This window comes from Colwellia psychrerythraea, assembly GCF_000764225.1.
Classification (GTDB): Bacteria; Pseudomonadota; Gammaproteobacteria; order Enterobacterales; family Alteromonadaceae; genus Colwellia; species Colwellia psychrerythraea_D.
Map to the genome: position 1 here is coordinate 317,401 of NZ_JQED01000003.1, position 18,614 is coordinate 336,014.

The 18,614-nt window shown below is 37.7% G+C and carries 14 protein-coding genes; 3 read left to right on the top strand and 11 right to left on the bottom strand.

Going from position 1 to position 18,614, the window contains the following annotated elements; genetic code table 11:
• Nucleotides 1–349: 349 nt before the first annotated feature.
• The 3 genes from ND2E_RS19785 to ND2E_RS19775 form a co-directional block, all read right to left on the bottom strand.
• Complete coding sequence (locus ND2E_RS19785) at nucleotides 350–925, bottom strand: hypothetical protein (protein ID WP_033092052.1); 576 nt, start codon at nucleotides 923–925, stop codon at nucleotides 350–352.
• A 206-nt stretch (nucleotides 926–1,131) separates the two neighbouring features.
• Entirely contained in the window at nucleotides 1,132–2,466 is a 1,335-nt protein-coding gene (locus ND2E_RS19780; protein WP_455549940.1) for a multifunctional CCA addition/repair protein, read from the bottom strand.
• Between the two features lie 137 nt (nucleotides 2,467–2,603).
• Nucleotides 2,604–4,766 (bottom strand): TonB-dependent receptor, encoded by a 2,163-nt coding sequence (locus tag ND2E_RS19775; RefSeq protein ID WP_033092215.1) that lies wholly within the window; start codon nucleotides 4,764–4,766, stop codon nucleotides 2,604–2,606.
• A gap of 170 nt (nucleotides 4,767–4,936) precedes the next feature.
• Between ND2E_RS19775 and ND2E_RS19770 the strand changes: the two genes are divergently transcribed.
• A complete protein-coding gene (locus ND2E_RS19770) occupies nucleotides 4,937–6,625 on the top strand; it encodes an AAA family ATPase (protein ID WP_033092053.1) in 1,689 nt (562 codons plus the stop codon).
• 124 nt (nucleotides 6,626–6,749) lie between these two features.
• Here ND2E_RS19770 and leuD read toward each other — a convergent pair whose 3' ends face one another.
• From leuD to ND2E_RS19735, 7 genes are all read right to left on the bottom strand, one after another.
• Complete coding sequence (leuD, locus tag ND2E_RS19765; RefSeq protein ID WP_033092054.1) at nucleotides 6,750–7,346, bottom strand: 3-isopropylmalate dehydratase small subunit; 597 nt, start codon at nucleotides 7,344–7,346, stop codon at nucleotides 6,750–6,752.
• Between the two features lie 29 nt (nucleotides 7,347–7,375).
• Nucleotides 7,376–8,791, bottom strand: coding sequence for a 3-isopropylmalate dehydratase large subunit (gene leuC / locus ND2E_RS19760; protein WP_033092055.1), 1,416 nt, complete (start codon nucleotides 8,789–8,791; stop codon nucleotides 7,376–7,378).
• A gap of 1 nt (nucleotide 8,792) precedes the next feature.
• Nucleotides 8,793–9,881 (bottom strand): 3-isopropylmalate dehydrogenase, encoded by a 1,089-nt coding sequence (gene leuB, locus ND2E_RS19755; protein ID WP_033092056.1) that lies wholly within the window; start codon nucleotides 9,879–9,881, stop codon nucleotides 8,793–8,795.
• 74 nt (nucleotides 9,882–9,955) lie between these two features.
• Nucleotides 9,956–11,524: a 2-isopropylmalate synthase gene (leuA, locus tag ND2E_RS19750; protein ID WP_033092057.1), complete on the bottom strand. Its 1,569-nt coding sequence runs from the start codon at nucleotides 11,522–11,524 to the stop codon at nucleotides 9,956–9,958.
• Between the two features lie 392 nt (nucleotides 11,525–11,916).
• Nucleotides 11,917–12,960 (bottom strand): CDP-glycerol--glycerophosphate glycerophosphotransferase, encoded by a 1,044-nt coding sequence (locus tag ND2E_RS19745; protein WP_033092058.1) that lies wholly within the window; start codon nucleotides 12,958–12,960, stop codon nucleotides 11,917–11,919.
• Nucleotides 12,961–12,978: 18 nt separating this feature from the next.
• Complete coding sequence (locus ND2E_RS19740; protein WP_033092059.1) at nucleotides 12,979–13,374, bottom strand: adenylyltransferase/cytidyltransferase family protein; 396 nt, start codon at nucleotides 13,372–13,374, stop codon at nucleotides 12,979–12,981.
• A 31-nt stretch (nucleotides 13,375–13,405) separates the two neighbouring features.
• The gene (locus ND2E_RS19735; protein ID WP_190277791.1) at nucleotides 13,406–14,761 is read right to left on the bottom strand and encodes a capsule assembly Wzi family protein; all 1,356 of its coding nucleotides are present in this window, start codon (nucleotides 14,759–14,761) and stop codon (nucleotides 13,406–13,408) included.
• Nucleotides 14,762–15,194: 433 nt separating this feature from the next.
• Here ND2E_RS19735 and ND2E_RS19730 point away from each other — a divergent pair, with 433 nt between their 5' ends.
• Complete coding sequence (locus tag ND2E_RS19730; RefSeq protein ID WP_033092061.1) at nucleotides 15,195–16,361, top strand: nucleotide sugar dehydrogenase; 1,167 nt, start codon at nucleotides 15,195–15,197, stop codon at nucleotides 16,359–16,361.
• Nucleotides 16,362–16,390: 29 nt separating this feature from the next.
• Nucleotides 16,391–17,398, top strand: a complete 1,008-nt coding sequence (locus ND2E_RS19725; protein ID WP_033092062.1) for an NAD-dependent epimerase — start codon at nucleotides 16,391–16,393, stop codon at nucleotides 17,396–17,398.
• 95 nt (nucleotides 17,399–17,493) lie between these two features.
• On the opposite strand, the gene ND2E_RS19720 is transcribed toward ND2E_RS19725, so the two are convergent.
• A complete protein-coding gene (locus ND2E_RS19720; protein ID WP_033092063.1) occupies nucleotides 17,494–18,588 on the bottom strand; it encodes a glycosyltransferase family 4 protein in 1,095 nt (364 codons plus the stop codon).
• Nucleotides 18,589–18,614 lie beyond the last annotated feature (26 nt).

An 18,614-nucleotide genomic window follows, 5' to 3' on the forward strand; every position in this document is an offset into this window, starting at 1 on the left:
AAAAATGCAGTTTATTGAATGGCAAGGTTAAACAAACAGCACATTAAAGTTAATCAAGCAATTCATCGTCATACTTATGGTTAGCTATGTTTGTGCTTCATATTAAAGGTGAGCATTATGACTATTGAAAAGAAACGGAATTACTTATTATACGGAAATCGGGTTGTAATCTACTTATCTAGTCTGATCGGACTCTATTTTGATATCAATATTGCTTATGTTTTGGCGTTAACCCTCTGGTTATGGCTACCACAGTGTTTATTACTCGAATTGAACCTGTTAAAAGCGATCAAGCATTAGGTCTTACTGATTGCATTTTTATTGCAAAGTGCAAAAGAAATGCAATTTGCTAAGCACTTAGGTGAACATAAGAAGCTGTACTTGGCATCATCAGGCTGTTATAAGCATCAAGCTGTTTATTGGTTAATGATTGACTAGCAGTACTCTGGATAGCTTCATTTGTATGGATAACTGAGTTTCCTAGCTCTGTTTCATTCCCTTGGTTAGCTGCACTAACTCGAGGTAGTTGACCGACACCTTCTTTTATCGTCTGGTGTAATTGATATAATTCAGCATAGGTAGCTGTTAATGTTGATACCGCACTACTATTGGCAACAGATGGACTCTCCACTGTTGCAGCACTGTCATCGGTACTGGTCTGTAAGTAGACGTCAAAAAGTTTTTGCTGTTGCTGATAGTATGACTGCATTAAGTCAATATCTTTGGCTGTTTGGTAATTTGATTTTACCTTTTCAACTTGCGCAGCTATTTTGTCATCAGCATCTTGCTGTAACGTGTTCTTTTGTTCAGGAGTTAAATGTTCATTATAATTTTGATAAAATTCTGATTGACGCCAACTTGGTTTAATAGTCGCCGTGATGAAAGCGGATGAGGAGTTATTTGAAGACTGTATTTGCACTGTCATATTAATCACCTTATTTAGTTAACTTGCTCTAAATATAATAATTAAACGGGTGCTAGTTAGTTGTTGTCCTTTGTAAATGTCCTGCAATAAATTGTTGTTTGTATTTTATACAATTTTTTGACTGTGAATTAGCTGGAACAGCTTTGTATATGTTGTTCAGCGAGCGTTATCGTCAAACAACAAAGGGGTTTTATCGAAGTCATATTCTATTCTTGATCAGCGGGGTTTAAATACGCAGAATCAGCTTTAATTTTTGCAATGACGTTAAGCCTTTCTGTTGCCATTGCTTCTTTTATCGCTAGGCCTTGTAAACCTTTTTCAACAAAGGGTTGGGCGGTCACTGCTCTGGCTGCTTTAACTGCGGATTGCAAATATTGCTCTTGTGGATAAACACGGTTTTCAAAACCTAAACGACCTAAAAAATCAGCCTTACAGGCCATTAAAAATAAGTCGAACTCTTCTGGTTTTCGCCAAATATCAAGTTGATTAAACATTTTTAATAATGTACTGGCTTTTAGTTCAAAAGCTTTATGACTATGCAAGTGAAATTCGCAAACTTTCAAAGCAAGTTGTTTGTAATGGGAAGGTATTTTTAACTGTCTACAGATACGTTCAACTAAGGGTAAACCTGATTTTTCATGGCCTTTATGGCTAGGCCATAATTTATCAGGAGTAATACCTTTCCCCAAATCGTGACACAGAGCAGCAAAACGTACTGCCGTTCTATGATCACTTTGTTCAACAGGTATGGCTTGTGTTAACAAAACCGCTTGTTGTAATACCATCATGGTATGTATGCCACTACAAATTTCAGGGTGCCAAAGGGCGGGGTTTGGGATGCCCCACAAAACAGCAAGTTCAGGCCATAATTCTTCTAAGGCATTACATTGTTGCAGTACTTCAAAAAAGACTTCAGGGTTGCCTGTATGAATGTCTGAATTAGCACCGCCGTCAGCTAAGCTTAATTGCATTTCTTGCCAAACTCGCTCAGGTGTTAAACATTTGAGCTCGCCACTGGCGCTAATTTCTTGCATTAAGTTAAGTGTTTCATCGGCAATGGTAAAACCATATTTATAATAACGTGCTGCAAAACGTGCGACGCGAAGAACTCGTAAAGGATCTTCAATAAATGCGTCGCTGACATGGCGTAAAATACGGTCATTAAGATCGCGTTGGCCGTTGTAAGGATCAATTATCTCACCATTTTGGTCCATTGCCATGGCATTGACGGTTAGATCGCGCCTGAGTAAATCTTGCTCTAGAGTAACATCTGGAGCGAAGTAGCAGCTAAAACCGGTATAACCTTGGCCTTGTTTGCGCTCGGTACGAGCTAAGGCATATTCCGCTTTGGTTTTCGGGTGTAAAAAAACAGGGAAATCTTTACCTACTTGCTGGTAACCGAGCTTTAACATTTGCTCAACACTGGCACCAACCACTAAATAATCTTCATCTTTTATCGGACGATTGAGTAGCTTGTCGCGCACAGCTCCACCGACTAAGTAACTGTTAAGTTGGCTATTTTTAATTTCAGGTTTGCTGATTAACAAAGTACGACCAAAATGAAGTGAATGTTAAATAAAGTGTATCATAAGATAAGCATAAGTTCAGGGATAGTCCGTTTGGCATAGCAGCTGGAGTGGCTACCATGCCCAACGTTACAAATAGTTAGAATTAACCATTAGAATTGATAGTTAACCCCCATATTTACCGTGGTTCCTAGACCTTTGATGTTGTAACCACCGTAGGTGTAACCTTGCGATTTTGTCGGATAATAATCTTGGTTAAATAAATTTTCGACGCCAACAAAGGCTGACCAATCATCCGCGAAGTTATAATTGCCACTTAAGTTAACTACCTGATAACTATCAATAGGACCTTGATCTCCTACATATTTTCCATCAACAGGTTCAAATCGTTTGCGATCGCCAACGTATAAATAATTGATAGCTACACTGATATCACTATTAGGGTTCCAGTTTACATTGACTGTCGCTTTTGGTGGACTGATTTGTTTCGCCCCTAAATAAACATCAGCTTCCGTATTTTTGCCTTCTACCCAGCTATAAGTAGCATTAACTGCCCAAGCATCGTTAATGTCATAATTAATTAACGCTTCATAGCCATAAATTTCTTGTGGTGCTCGTACAGGCATATAAACACCAGTAGTTTCATTGAATTTATTGGTTGTTCCTAACTCAGAGGTACTAAAATATGTGGCAAATTCAAAGTGCACTTGTTCAAAATCAGAGCTGAAACCTAGTTCATAATTATCAATAATTGACGCTTCAGTACGAATAAGAGAAATATCGGTTACGGTTGCTGTGCGTAATAAGCGGCCAGTGTCAGAGATATCAGCGCCTTGTGAATAGCTAACAAAAGGACTAAATAATGGCAGCGCATTATATTTTATTCCAATATTATAGGTGGTCGCTTTATAATTTAGTGTGTCTCCTGTGACATCGACTGGAACAGAACATTGCTCAGCGCTTTTGCATAACTTAAGGGTACTGTAATCATTCACTGTTAAATCAATGTCTTCTTGTCTGATACCTAATTTAATAACGAGGTCATCATTATAAATCAACTTGGTTTGTAAGAAACCAGCGAGATTTTCCATATCCATTTCTGGTACCCAAACTCTGCCGTCTACCATAGATTGTGAAGTAACATCATTCAGTGCGTCTATGCCGTAAATGAAGGTGGCTTCAAGTGAGTCACCGTTATCAAAGCTGAAATCAACTAGTGAATTAAAGGTTACCCGCAGGCCTTTTTTTTCTGAATTTATTAATGATTGCCCACCGGCATAACCTGCATCTGGATTAGCAAGTACTGGCGAGTAAAAGAAAGTATTGTCTACTTCTTGACTGTAAAGATCTACCATCAACTGTGTTTGCTTAAATATTTCATCATCTACGTATTTAAGCATCATATTATGGTTACTTGGACCTTGTGGCTCTCCTAAGACGACTTGGCCTTCAGTTAATGGGATAGCTTGCGTTTTTTCACCTGTATTGATATTGCCAACTTGATCGATTAAGTCGACATCTTGTTTAGATTGATAATAGTTATAGGTGAACTGTAACGATTTTTCATCGTCAAAATGATATCCTACTTTAGCAAAGTAATCTTGCATCACAGCATCTGATAAACCGTATTTTAAACCTAAAATATCACCGTCTGCATCGCGTTGTAAGCCATTTTCTTCGTAACTAGCATTAAGAACATAATCGAAGTTATTTATTTCGCCATTAATGCCTCCTTCAAAGCGTTGCCCAATTGAATCTTCAGTTTCTACCGCACTAAAGCGACTAGATATACTGGCATGACCGCTTAGCTTCTTATCACTATTTGCTTTTTTAGTGATGTAATTGATGATACCACCTGCAGCACCATTACCGTAAATAGAGGTCGCTCCTTTAATGACTTCAATACGTTCAATAACACTGGCATCGAGTGTTCTAATGCCTAAAGAACCATTACGTAATGGCGTCGATTGTGGAACGCCATCAATCATTACTAATGGAGAGCGTCCGCGAAGAGTTTGTCCTGAATTACTTGATGATCCAGTACTAGGTGCCATGCCTGGAACAAGGTTTGCCAATAAACTTTGGATTTCTGAGGAAACCTTCAGCTGCGCGGCAATTTGTTTTTGGCTGATTATGGTGATGGAAGCAGGGACTTCATCAATATTTTCTGCAATACGACTACCGGTAACGATAATGCGCTCAATATCTTTTTCGGCAGAGCTTGTTTGCATTGCATTTGTTGCAGATAGGTTTTCTTGGCTGACTGCTTGGCCGCTTATAATAAGTGCCAATAGCGTAATAGATGTTTTTAACACCATGTATTCCTTCTAAGTATTTGGGGTAAGAAATTAACTGACCACATCTTAATGATAATTGTTTTTATTTGCAATTAAATGTTGCGCAATTACTCTAAATTTAGTTACTCTTTGACATCTAGCATGCAAGCAGTTAATTTTGTACCTTCTTTTCTTTGTTCAGATACACCATGTACCGCAATTTTTTTTCATTAAGCGAACTACCTTTTTCAATTTCTCCTGATCCTAAATATTTATTTATGAGTGATCGGCACAAGGAAGCCTTGTCACATTTAACTTATGGCTTAGGTGAGGTGGGTGGTTTTGCACTATTAACTGGTGAAGTAGGAACAGGTAAAACGACAATTAGCCGCTGTTTAATGGAGCAATTACCGGAAAATACTCATGCTGCTTTTATTCTTAACCCTACTTTATCTTGCCAAGAGTTACTTGCTACCTTATGTGATCAGTTAAAAATTCGTCACCGAAAAACGGGAGCTAGCTTAAAAACCTTAACCGATAAAATTTCTGAAAAATTACTGAAAAATCATGAAAATGATATCAATACATTATTGATTATTGATGAAGCTCAACACTTACAACCCGAAGTATTAGAACAGTTACGTTTACTTACTAACTTAGAAACCAATACTAAAAAATTGTTACAGGTAATATTGATAGGGCAACCTGAATTACAGCAATTATTGCAGCGTCGTGATTTACGGCAATTAGCACAACGCATAACGGCAAGATATCACTTAATGCCGCTAACTAAGCAAGAATTAGCACAATATATCCAGCATCGTTTAACGGTCGCCGATTGTGTAAGACCACTTTTTGATAAAGGGGCATTAAGTAAAGTTCACCAATTATCTCAAGGTGTGCCAAGGCTAATTAATTTATTGTGCCATAGCGCATTGATGCTGGCTTATAATCAAAATGACAGTGTTGTTAATAAGAAAACTGTCATTGCGGCAGGCGAACGTGCATTAGGAGAGGAGGTAACAAGAAAAGAAAGTCGTTTTCATTACAATAATATTTTGATGTTTTCTACGATATTGAGTGTCGCTGCTTTCTTTGCTTTAGCTGGTTTTTGGTGGGGGCAAACTCCTGTTAAGGAAAATTTGGCAAAGAGTAACCAGGAAGATGTAAGCAAGACTGAAGCACAGCCGATTGGTACTGAGTTGGCAAAGGTTATCGTAAAAAATGATAAAAGACTATCAGATGATCAGAAGGCGCAATCAGAACAAGTTGAAATTGATATCCACGATAAAACACCTAATGTAAGCACAGAGCACTCACCCTCTACTATCTCACGTGTTAAGGTTGAAAAACTGCATAAGGTCAAAGCCGACAGTGAATTAAATATTTCCCAAGCAGTTGACAATAAAACTAACGAGTCAAAGAAGGAGGAAACTCTGTTAGTTAGTGGTGAAAAAAGTAACTCGCCTGATGAAAGTAAGCAAGGTAGTAACTATAAGCTTAACGAAGTTGAAGGTGTTTCTAGTGATTTATTAGCGCGTTTTCAAGCGGCAATAGATGAAACCAGCGCAGAAAATACCTCTGGCAGCCAGTCAAAAGGTGCTAGAGTAGACAATAACCCTAATACATATGACTTACCTATCAATTCTAATGAAGAGGTTGCATTTAAGTCACTGACTCAAATGCCGCAACAGCTACAAAATGCTTTACCAAGTTTGCAATTTGAACAACACATTTATGCTTCTGATGGCCAGGGCTGGGTCAATGTAAATGGTCGAGATCGCTATGAAGGTGACCACATAGCTGATGATTTGATTGTAGAGAAAATATTACCGCAACAAGTCATTCTTTCTTTTCGAGGTGAAAAATTCAGTTTACCTGCATTGACTAATTGGTAGCTTTTTCTATTACCTTCATTATGTCTTAGTGGAAATAAAAAGCCTAGCTAAGTAGTTACTCGGCTAGGCTATTCTATTATTCTTATGGACTTAATGATATGTCTGTATTAAATCACGGTTTAGCTTATTGCCAAGCAGGCATTTTTTCTTCAAAGGCTTTGATGGTATCAAGTTTATTTAACGTCCAACCGACACTATCAACCCCATTTTCTAAGCTATATTGTTGAAATTCGTTTAAACTAAATTTAAACGATAATTCTCCACAAGTAATGATGTTATTAGGTAAGTCTACCTTCAGTGTTAGTTGAGCATTAGGTGATAGTTTGAATAATTGGTCAATTTCATCTTCACTAAGCTTAATGGGTAAAATGCCTATATTGATACAATTACCATAAAAAATATCAGCGAAGCTTGATGAAAGTATCACTTTAAATCCGTATTCTTGTAATGCCCATGGTGCGTGTTCACGAGATGATCCACAGCCAAAGTTTTCACGAGCGAGTAAAATACTAGCATCTTTATATTCGGGCTTGTTGATAATAAATTCAGGGTTAACTTGCGTACCTTCGTGATCTAAATAACGACTGTCGTGAAATAAATGCACACCAAAGCCAATACGCTCAGTTTTTTGTAAAAATTGTTTAGGGATGATCTGATCGGTATCGACGTTTGCAACATCTAATGGTACAACCAAACCTGTATGTGTATTAAATTTTTCCATGTTCAATTCCTCAATAAGGTTATAGGCTGTTACGCATTTAAGTCTACGAAGTGACCCGTTATTGCTGCTGCTGCCGCCATTTCAGGGCTCACTAAGTGAGTGCGACTGCCACGGCCTTGGCGACCTTCAAAGTTACGGTTACTCGTTGATGCACAGCGATCACCCTCTTCAAGTACATCGTCATTCATGCCTAAGCACATTGAACAACCAGGTAAGCGCCATTCAAAACCAGCTTCGGTGAATATTTTATCTAAACCTTCGCTTTCTGCTTGCTCTTTTACTCGATATGAACCAGGTACTATGATGGCATCTACATTGTCGACAACTCGCTGACCTTGAAACTGTTGAACAATACCGGCAGCGGCGCGCAAATCTTCTATACGTGAATTAGTACAAGAACCAATAAAGACTTTATTCACTTGGATATCAGTCATTTTGGTACCCGCCGTTAGCCCCATATAGTTAAGAGCACTAACACACGATTCTTTTTCAATGGGATCACTAAAGTCTTCCGGTGAAGGTACAATACCATCGACACTGATCACTTGTCCTGGGTTAGTACCCCAAGTCACTTGCGCTTTGATGTCTTTCGCATTTAACGTTAATACCGCATCAAAAGTGGCATCATCATCTGATTTTAGGTTCGTCCAATCAACAACAGCTTGCTTAAATATTTCACCTTTTGGTGCGTATTCTTTGCCTTCCACGTAATCAAAAGTGGTTTGATCCGGTGCTATTAAACCTGCTTTTGCGCCAAATTCGATACTCATGTTACATACTGTCATGCGCTCTTCCATGCTTAACGCTTCGATAGCTTCACCACAGTACTCAACTACATAACCTGTTGCACCAGCACTACCCGTTTTACCGATAATTGCTAAGATAATATCTTTTGCGCTAATGCCTGCGCCAACATGACCTTTAACTTCAATTTTCATCGTTTTTGCTTTGTTTTGACGTAAAGTCTGGGTAGCAAATACATGTTCTACTTCAGACGTACCAATACCAAAAGCAAGCGCGCCGAAAGCGCCATGTGTCGCTGTATGTGAGTCACCACAAACAATGATAGTACCAGGTAAAGTTAGCCCTAATTCCGGCCCAATAACATGGGCAATACCCTGATTCTTGTGGCCCATATCAAATAGCTCAATGCCAAATTCTTTACAGTTTATGCCTAATGCACGTAGTTGATTAGCAGCACCTTCACCAGCAGCATCAATTTTAATTGAACGGGTTGAAATATTATGATCCATCGTTGCAATAGTACGTTCAGGATGACGTACTGGGCGCTTATGAAAGCGTAAATTTGCAAAAGCTTGTGGCGAAGTCACTTCATGAATTAGATGTCGATCCACATATAATAATGGCGTTTCACCTTCAGCTGCTTCAACCAAGTGGCTTTGCCATAATTTCTCATACATGGTTTTCGGGGTAGAAATTGTCATTTTATACGCTCTCAATTTGTTTACAGATATAATCACCCACTTCACTGGTTGATTTTGCATTTTCACGTTCGTTGGCAGGTAATAAATCAGCAGTTAATATACCGTTATCAAGTGCATTTGATACGGCGTCTTCAATGGCTTTTGCCGCAGCGTCTTGATTTAGGCTATAACGCAATAATAATGCAGTCGATAATATTTGAGCAATAGGATTAGCAATACCCATCCCTGCAATATCAGGAGCACTGCCACCTGCAGGTTCGTACATACCAAAACCGTCACTGTTTAAGCTCGCAGAAGGGAGTAGACCCATTGAGCCAGTGATCATGGCGCAAATATCCGATAAAATATCACCAAATAGGTTAGGGCAAAGCATTACATCAAATTGGTTAGGATCGCGAACTAATTGCATAGCAGCGTTATCGACATAAAGATGCTCTAATTCAACATCAGGGTACTCTACAGCAACTTCTTCGACCACTTGACGCCATAATTGACTGGTTGCTAATACATTGGCTTTATCAACAGAGGTTACCTTATTATTACGCTTTTGCGCTGCTTGAAAAGCAAGGTGGCTGATACGTTTGATTTCACGACGTGAATAAAACATGGAGTCGAAACCAGTTTCCTCTTCGCCTTCACCTCTTCGTCCTTTTGGTTCGCCAAAATAGATATCGCCGGTTAATTCTCGGATAACTAACACATCAAAACCTTGCTCTGAAATATCACTACGCAAAGTAGATAACGAAGATAATGAAGGTTGTAATGTTGCTGGGCGCATGTTGCAAAATAAGTCGAATCGACTACGCAAACCTAATAAGGCACAACGCTCTGGCTGTTCTGTTGGTGGTAAATTTGCCCATTTAGGGCCGCCAACGCTACCAAATAAAATAGCATCGCTTGCTTCACAGCCAGCCATAGTTGAATCAGGTAAAGCATTACCATGATTATCAATGGCTGCACCACCTATATCGTAATCTTGTGTTGTTATCTCAAAATCAAACTTGCTCGCTACTGTGTTTAACACTTTTTTAGCTTCAACCATGACTTCTGGGCCGATACCATCACCGGCTAGAATTGCTATGTTGGACATTTTTATAACCTTTTATATTTTAGAAACTTTTTAGCGATTGATTCGCTACTGCTAATTTTATTTGTTTTAGGCGATTAGGCTTGTTTTGCGGATTTCAAATCGGCAATAGTCATCGCTCTATGTATGCTGTTTAGTGCATTAATTAATGCTTGGCCTGACGCTTCAATCACATCAGTTTCTAAACCATATCCGTGGAAATTTCTACCTTGCCAAATGATAACTAAATCGGCTTGTCCTAAGCCATCTTCACCTGAGCCTTTGTTTGATATTTTATAATCTTTTACTTCAAATTCAATATCCACACTTTGCTTGATTGCTTGATAAAGCGCATCAACAGGACCGTTACCCGTTGCTGCGTGAATCTTGCAGTTTTCTTTATCTCCTGAAATCAGTTTTATGCTCGCAGTAGAAAACTCTCCATCGCCACATTGCACATTAATAGTGTCTAACTGGAAAAAATCTTGTAAATCTTTTTGCTGTAATTTAAATACTAATGCTTCTAAGTCATCATCAAAAACTTGACCTTTTTTATCTGCCAAAGCTAAAAAATCAGCATATAACTCTTCAATCTCATAATCACTTTCTTTATAGCCTAAACTTTCCATGCGATGTTTAATGACATGACGACCACTACGCGACGTTAAATTTAATTTGGTTTTTGCGATACCGACACTTTCAGGCGTCATTATCTCATAAGTATTACTTGCTTTTAACATGCCATCTTGATGAATACCTGATGAATGGCTAAAAGCATTACCGCCAACAATGGCTTTGTTTAACTGCACTGGCATATTACACACAGTGCTAACTAGTTTTGAGGTACGAGCAATTTCTTGATGATTTATATTAGTATTAACACCTAACAATGCCTGGCGGGTTTGCATGATCATGGCAACTTCTTCTAATGAACAGTTACCCGCGCGTTCACCTATACCGTTGATGGTACATTCAATTTGACGAGCTCCAGCTTGCACTGCTGCCATAGAGTTTGCAACGGCTAAACCTAAGTCGTTGTGACAATGAACAGAAATGATTGCTTGATCGATATTAGGCACACGATTAAATAAGTTAGTTATGATGCCTTGAAATTCAAAAGGTAGAGTATAACCAACCGTATCTGGAATGTTGACTGTAGTGGCACCAGCTTTAATCGCACTTTCTACCATACGACATAAATTATCTATAGGAGTGCGGCCCGCATCTTCACAAGAGAATTCAACATCATCGGTGTACTTTCGTGCATGCTTAACGGCGTGAACAGCCATCGCCTCAACGTCAGAAAATTCTTTTTTTAGTTTTTGTTGTACATGAACATCAGAGGTTGAAATAAAGGTATGGATACGAAATTGATCAGCAACTTTTAGCGCTTGACCACAGGCATCTATATCAGCTTCTACTGCACGTGCTAAACCACAAACTCGGGCATTTTTAACGGTCCGTGCAATTTGTTGTACCGATTCAAAATCACCAGGTGAAGACACTGGAAAGCCAACTTCCATAACATCTACCCCTAAGCGTTCAATCGCTAAGGCAATTTGAAGTTTTTCATGAACAGACAAGCTAGCATTCAATGCTTGCTCGCCATCACGTAAAGTGGTGTCAAAAATTATAACTTGATCGTTGTTAATTGCTGGGTTGCTCATTTTTTATCCTTTAAACTTTTGCTAATGTCTGCATTATTAGTTATTCACGACTAACCTAACTGCGGACATAAAAAAACCCGCGATTGTTAGCGCGGGTTTTATTTTATTTCTACTTAGTTCTCAATAATTAAACTTTTGAAGAAGCAACAAAACCTAGACGCGCATGATGAGTGCGAGGAGGAGGTTATTTTCAATGCGCTTAATTAATTTAATCATATGAGTCATTTAATTTCATTTTTAGCTTTGCTTAAAAATGCGGGGAAAGCTAATAAATATTCTTTTTTAAGAGAAAACTATTCAGTACACTATTAATAGCGCAGTTACTCTAACTATGTCAAATGAAAAATAATTTATCGCTAGACGGTTTAGTTATATGCACTGTTAATTCTCATTCAAATAGTCCAGTATTTTAGTTTTTTTCTTTGCTTTAAGTTTCTAAAAAGATTCAATGGTTTTCGTTTTGTAGCCTGTTTACCATTGGTCAAAATGTTTTCAGTTGCTGATAATATGCGTTGAGCCGCCTGACCATCGTGATAAGGATGAAGATCGTCAGCATATGCTTTAATTTCTGCCTTTAATTTTTTGCTTGGATTAAGTGCTTGCTTAATCGCTGACTCAAGTTGACCTGCACTGTCGATATTGACTAGGTAATCACCGGGCTCTTTATTATTTAAACTTACCGTGACTTTATTGAGCAACGAGAATTCACCGATAACTGATGAGGTGTCGGACACCATTATGTCAGCGGTTTGTAGTAACTCATTTATGCTTGATGATTCGATTATCTGAAGGTTATCTTTCACTAACGTTTTATATTGCTCTAGCCATTGTGTCGCCATTTTAGGGTGAAACTTGATTAACCAGTGATAATTTTTCTGCTCACTTAGACGTTTTATTTCATCGAATAATGCAGGAGCAGAAGTTAGGGTAGGAGAAAATGTTGGCGCATAAAGAATGATTTTTTTATCTAGAGCGTGCAAATCCTCTTTAATTGGCATTGAAGGGGATGTGAATAAATAGTCAAGTTTAGGCCAAGCTGTTTCAACGACATCGAAGAAACCATGTTTTTTTGCTAAGACATTAAAACGGCTTGTAGTTGCTGGACCATGAGTACAGTAAAGGTCAAAAAAATCACGAATAACAAAGTGACCTTTTTTTTTCCATTCAAGCCCATGAAACACTTGTACTTTTAAACCGGGAATGAAATTGGGGATTTCATTCCCGGGTGCGAAGCTAGCATCAGGGTTGTATGCTCTTGCGTCATCAATAGAGTTTAATACAGATTCATTACTTTGAAAGTAACTTAGGTTAACTTCTCGGCCAATCGCTAACCACTTAACTTCATCACCTTGTGCGAGTATCGCACGCTGCAATGGTCTAAGTATTTCAAAAGAATAGTTATGGGCGATATAAAATAAGTAACGTTTAACTGTCATAAGTGGGCTCGGAATAAATTATAGTCGCTTGGTTTTAACTACTTCGATAATTTCTGTAGTTGAAACTGAAGGGGTGCGAGGTAAATAAATCACTTGGCAGATATCTTTTAAATGGTCAAATTTACCTTGCCAATCATCACCCATAACTAATATATCGGCATTATAATACTTTATGTAATCAGCTTTGAGCTCTAATGACTCTTCTAAAAAAACTTCATCAACACAGCGCATCGAGCGAATAATGTGTTGACGATCGTCCTCACAATAAATAGGTGGTCGACCTTTTTTGGCTATATTTAATTTATCAGAAGACACACCAACGATTAGATGTTCACCGTGCAGTTTTGCGCGTTCAATAATATTTACATGGCCAACATGAAAAATATCGTAAGTACCAAAAGTGATAACCCTCATCGTTGCTTGCTCCTAACGTGTAAGTTTAAGTCTACCAAGTATATGATATGCCAGTTTGCACAAAATTCTCACCATAATTGTTTCTACCTAAATATAACTTCAAAGTTAAGAAGTTTGAGTTAATTACTTGGTGATACTTCATTTCTAGCTCATGTGCTTGTTGATAATCAGCATAACTGGATTGGTTAAAGTTTGCTGTGCGATATAAAAAGGATATTTGAGAGTCACCAGTATTTTGCCAATCAAGTCGAACACTGCCGGCTTCACCACCTACAAAATCATTAGCATCTTTCATGCTACCCCACCAGTGGCCCATTTTTACTTCGTCATTTGAATAACCTTCACCATAAATGTGATGGGTGTACCATGCGCTTTGAAAAGTAGTAAACTCCATATTTAACGATAGCGAGTCACCTATATAAGGTAGAAATAAACCAAAACTGTTGGCTAAGTTAGCTAGTTTATAATTACTAAAATTGTTAGTGTCTTCGCCCGCGTATTCGTAATATAAGCTAAAAGGCACATCAAACCAATTAAGATCAAATTTATTGCTAATAGAAGCTTGTTGGTTACCAAACTCTTCGCTGCAATCTTGTAAATCTGTGTCACCACTACCATCTCTAACACAGTTATCACTATTAACTGGGTCTATGATAGCATTCCAAATATCGCCTAAAGAAATACTCTCTTCGCCACCAGCAAATATAAAAGTACGATTAAAACCAATTGTCCACCAATCAAAGGGTTGTGCGCTGAAATGCATGGTAAGCAAAGCTGGCTCACCTGAAACCGCGGGCTTGTCAATATCGAACCGGATGCCCTCTTGCTCATCTAATAAGCCGATAGACATTTCATACTTTATTTTAAAATCTGTTATTAGTTTAGGGTTGCTAATAGTTACGCTTAGTGGTGGCTTTGCTTGCGTCGATAACAGCACTGAACTCTCTTGAAATGGTGAAAGCCAATGCTCACGGTAGCCTATATCTACTTGAAAAATATCTGCACCAATAGAGACAAAACTATTGTTTCTAAGGTAATCACCGTTCTCATAATACACACCACCAGCATTGATGATTACATATTGGTTCGCTTGCCAAAAACTTGCAAAACTAGCTTGATAACTAGCGTCAGCCATTTGCCCTCGTTGATTGGGTAAAAGGATGTTCTCTTTATTGGCATAATTTAATTGAACTGTCGCATGGGTCAATGCCGCTGTTTGTTTATATCGTTTTAAATAGGTGTTTATACGGCGATACAAACTTGGGTGAGTGTCTACAATAGTTTTTAAATAACGATTTATAGTTGCGGCATGATAAGGTTTTGTTAAAAGTGGTAACTTTGCTACCGTAGCTAAACGTTGTAACTCAAGCTCGATTAGCGGCTCCATTTGCAATGGCAAGTAGGGTGATGGCCCTTTGGCAAAAGTGTTAATACTACCTAGTATCATGAATGTGGAGGTTATGATAACCCAATATAAAATTTTAAATAAATTTAACAAGTTGAGATTCACTGGTTGACTAAAGGCGAAAGGAAACATTTTACCTAGCAAAAAGTGTAATTGCTAGGTTGAGTTATCCAATTAAAAGAGCATTTTACCAATTAATAACAAGTGTGAACTGTTATTAGATTTTTCAGAGTTCAATTCTTATTACTTTTGTGCTCCATTTTTACTAAGAACAGTCTTATAAGCTCTAGTTTTTAGTCTCTGTCATAAAAATTTTTCCTTTGTAAAAAAAAGCAGTGGTATAATAAGATAATTAAAAAATATTAGTTTTAGTAGCCTACTGAATGTTAAAAGAAATGGCTTGTTGGAGAAAAAATTGAAAATAGCGATTGTAGGAACGGGCTACGTTGGTTTATCTAATGCAATGTTGCTAGCTCAACATAATGAAGTGGTTGCGCTTGATATAAATGAAGATAAAATTGCCTTATTGAATAAAAAAATATCGCCAATAGCTGATAAAGAAATTGAGTCTTTTTTAACTCAAGAGTCATTAAATTTTTGTGCGACATTAGATTCTCGTCTAGCTTTCCAAGAAGTAGATTTTGTAATTGTCGCGACACCAACAGATTACGATGTTGAAAACAATTACTTCGACACTTCTTCTGTTGAAGCTGTAATTAAAGATGTTATTGCTATTAATCCAGATGCAATTATTGTGATTAAATCAACTGTCCCTGTTGGATTTACTCAGCGAATTAGAAGAGAATTCTCATGTGAAAACATCCTATTTTCACCTGAGTTCTTACGTGAAGGTAAAGCGTTGTATGATAACTTACATCCATCGCGTATTATTATCGGTGAAAAATCTGTACGAGCACAAACCTTGGCTAATCTTTTAAAGCAAGGAGCAATAAAAAAGGACGTTGACGTTTTATTTACGGATTCAACAGAGGCTGAAGCGATTAAGTTATTTTCTAATACTTATTTAGCGATGCGCGTTTCGTTTTTCAATGAACTCGATAGTTATGCAGAAGCACATAAGCTTAATTCGAAACAGATAATTGAAGGAGTTAGTTTAGACCCGCGTATTGGCTCTCATTATAATAACCCATCATTTGGCTATGGCGGTTATTGCTTACCAAAAGATACGAAGCAGTTGTTAGCAAACTATCGTGATGTACCAAATAACTTGATTAGAGCTATTGTTGATGCGAATACTACTCGCAAAGACTTCATTGCTGACAGTATTATTAAACGCGATCCTAAAGTGGTAGGTGTTTATCGGCTCATTATGAAAACAGGATCAGATAACTTCCGAGCTTCATCAATTCAAGGAATTTTAAAGCGTATTAAAGCTAAAGGAATTGAGGTTATTATTTATGAGCCTGAACTAGATGAAGAAGAATTCTTTCATTCATCAGTCTTTAGCAGTTTATCTAAATTTAAAGATAAATCGGATGTGATCGTTTCAAACCGTATGGCTGATGAATTAACGGATGTAGCAAGTAAAGTTTATACGCGTGATTTGTTTGGTTCTGATTAGTGTGAAATATTATTGAAAAGGATATTGTTTTGAAATATTTAGTAACAGGCGCAGCTGGTTTTATAGGTTTTCATGTTGTTCAACGTTTATGTGAAGCAGGCCATCAAGTTATTGGTGTAGATAACTTAAATGATTATTACGATGTGAATCTAAAACTTGCACGCTTAAAAGTATTAGAAAATGAAGGTTTATTTAGTTTTGTAAAGTTAAATCTTGCCGACAGAGAAGGTGTTTCTCAGCTTTTTTCTATGCAAAAATTCCATAGAGTTATCCATTTGGCCGCACAAGCTGGTGTTCGCTATTCAATTGACAACCCTATGGCCTATGCAGACAGCAATCTAGTTGGTCATCTCACTATTTTAGAGGGGTGTAGAAATAACGATGTAGAACATCTTGTTTATGCATCTTCGAGCTCTGTATACGGTTTAAATAACAAGGTACCATTTGCTACCTCTGATAGCGTTGAACACCCTATCTCTTTGTATGCAGCGACTAAAAAATCGAATGAGCTAATGTCGCATACATACTCTCATTTATATGGTGTACCGACAACGGGATTACGGTTCTTTACTGTTTATGGCCCTTGGGGACGTCCGGATATGGCTTTATTCAAGTTTACTAAAGCCATTATAAATGGTGATAGCATTGACGTTTATAATAATGGAGATATGCGTCGAGATTTTACTTACATTGATGATATTGTTGAGGGAATTTTACGCGTTCAAAATATTATTCCACAGGGAAATAAAAACTGGCAGGTAGAAACAGGCAGCGCCGCGCAAAGTACAGCACCTTACCAACTTTATAATATTGGTAACGGTAACCCAATAAAATTAACTGAATTTATTGGATCACTGGAAAACTCAATTGGTATCAAAGCGAAGCAAAATTTAATGCCAATGCAACCGGGTGACGTCTATCAAACGTATGCTGATGTGGATGATCTTTTTAATGCAACGGGCTATAAACCAGCGATGACTGTTAGCCGAGGTGTTGATAATTTTGTCAATTGGTATCGCGACTTTTATCAGGTCTAATGTTTGCTTTATTTTTACTTAGTTATCAAATAAGAAGGGGATGTTTAGCATCCCCTTCTGTTTAATGACTGCTTTAACTTTTACTGAGTGTATAGCTAAGTTTGTGCTAAAATTTTCTCAAAATAAGCTTTCATGTTTTTCACTGTTTTTCGGTGTGACATTTTATCTTTAATAATGTCTTGCGCATGATGAGACAGCTTTTCTAGCAATACTCTATCGTTATAAAGCATTCTTACTTTATCTGCGATAGCCTGTACATCACCAATAGGCACTAGGTAACCATTAAAGCCATTTTCTATTGTTTCTACAACACCGTCATTAGCAGAGGACACCACAGGAGTACCATTTGATAGAGATTCTAATACCGTACGCGTTAAACCTTCTTTGCTCAGTGAAGGCAGTATCAACAGGTCACATGCTTTAGCAATTGCGGGAACATCATTTCTAAAACCAGGCTGTAAAATACGCTCACTCATACCTGAGTTATTAATTTGGTCGATAAAGGGTTGTTTTTTTAAGTTATCACCCACTAAAATAATACGTAAGTCCTCAATGTCATTAAGGTTTTTTGCGGCATCAAGCAATATGTGAGTGCCTTTATGATGTCTTGGACTACCAACACACAATATATTGAAGTACTTTTTGTTACTGCCTAAGCTCTCTAAATCAACTGCTTCTTCTTTGTACCAATTTAAATCGTGGCCTTTATATATAGTTTCAACGTTAGCTTTGATAGCACTTCTTACTTTTTCTTTTACATTCGCTGATACCGCGCTTGAAACACCGATAACACCGTTAATACGTGGATGTAACATACATAGGTAATTGCTCGGATCTGTTTTATACATGCCGCCAGAGGTGCCACGGTAAACTATTAATTTAGCCTTGGTTCCTATACAAGCAAAAGCGGCATTGGGAATGCCCTTTGATTCCGTTGCATAAACAATATCAATATTATTGGCTTTGATATATTGACGAATTTGTTTGATTACAGCCCAGCTATGTTTTTTAAGTGTTTTCAACTCAATAAACGTTACTTTGGAGTTTTTGTATCTTTCAATGTAGGCATTAGTACCACTAGACATAATGGTAACGTCATGCCCAGCTTCAGCTAAAGCTATATAGCACTCAGCTTCTGGACGTACCGCATTATAAGAGCGCCCACGGTTTGGGATGATTAATATTTTCATTTTTGTTCCTGATAACTACAAACGTA

Excerpts from the sequence above, each read along its gene's own strand:
- ND2E_RS19785 (WP_033092052.1), bottom strand. The coding sequence starts at position 925 with ATGACAGTGCAAATACAGTCTTCAAATAACTCCTCATCCGCTTTCATC.
- ND2E_RS19770 (WP_033092053.1), top strand. The coding sequence starts at position 4,937 with ATGTACCGCAATTTTTTTTCATTAAGCGAACTACCTTTTTCAATTTCT.
- leuD (WP_033092054.1), bottom strand. The coding sequence starts at position 7,346 with ATGGAAAAATTTAATACACATACAGGTTTGGTTGTACCATTAGATGTT.
- leuC (WP_033092055.1), bottom strand. The coding sequence starts at position 8,791 with ATGACAATTTCTACCCCGAAAACCATGTATGAGAAATTATGGCAAAGC.
- leuB (WP_033092056.1), bottom strand. The coding sequence starts at position 9,881 with ATGTCCAACATAGCAATTCTAGCCGGTGATGGTATCGGCCCAGAAGTC.
- leuA (WP_033092057.1), bottom strand. The coding sequence starts at position 11,524 with ATGAGCAACCCAGCAATTAACAACGATCAAGTTATAATTTTTGACACC.
- ND2E_RS19745 (WP_033092058.1), bottom strand. The coding sequence starts at position 12,960 with ATGACAGTTAAACGTTACTTATTTTATATCGCCCATAACTATTCTTTT.
- ND2E_RS19740 (WP_033092059.1), bottom strand. The coding sequence starts at position 13,374 with ATGAGGGTTATCACTTTTGGTACTTACGATATTTTTCATGTTGGCCAT.
- ND2E_RS19735 (WP_190277791.1), bottom strand. The coding sequence starts at position 14,761 with ATGGAGCCGCTAATCGAGCTTGAGTTACAACGTTTAGCTACGGTAGCA.
- ND2E_RS19720 (WP_033092063.1), bottom strand. The coding sequence starts at position 18,588 with ATGAAAATATTAATCATCCCAAACCGTGGGCGCTCTTATAATGCGGTA.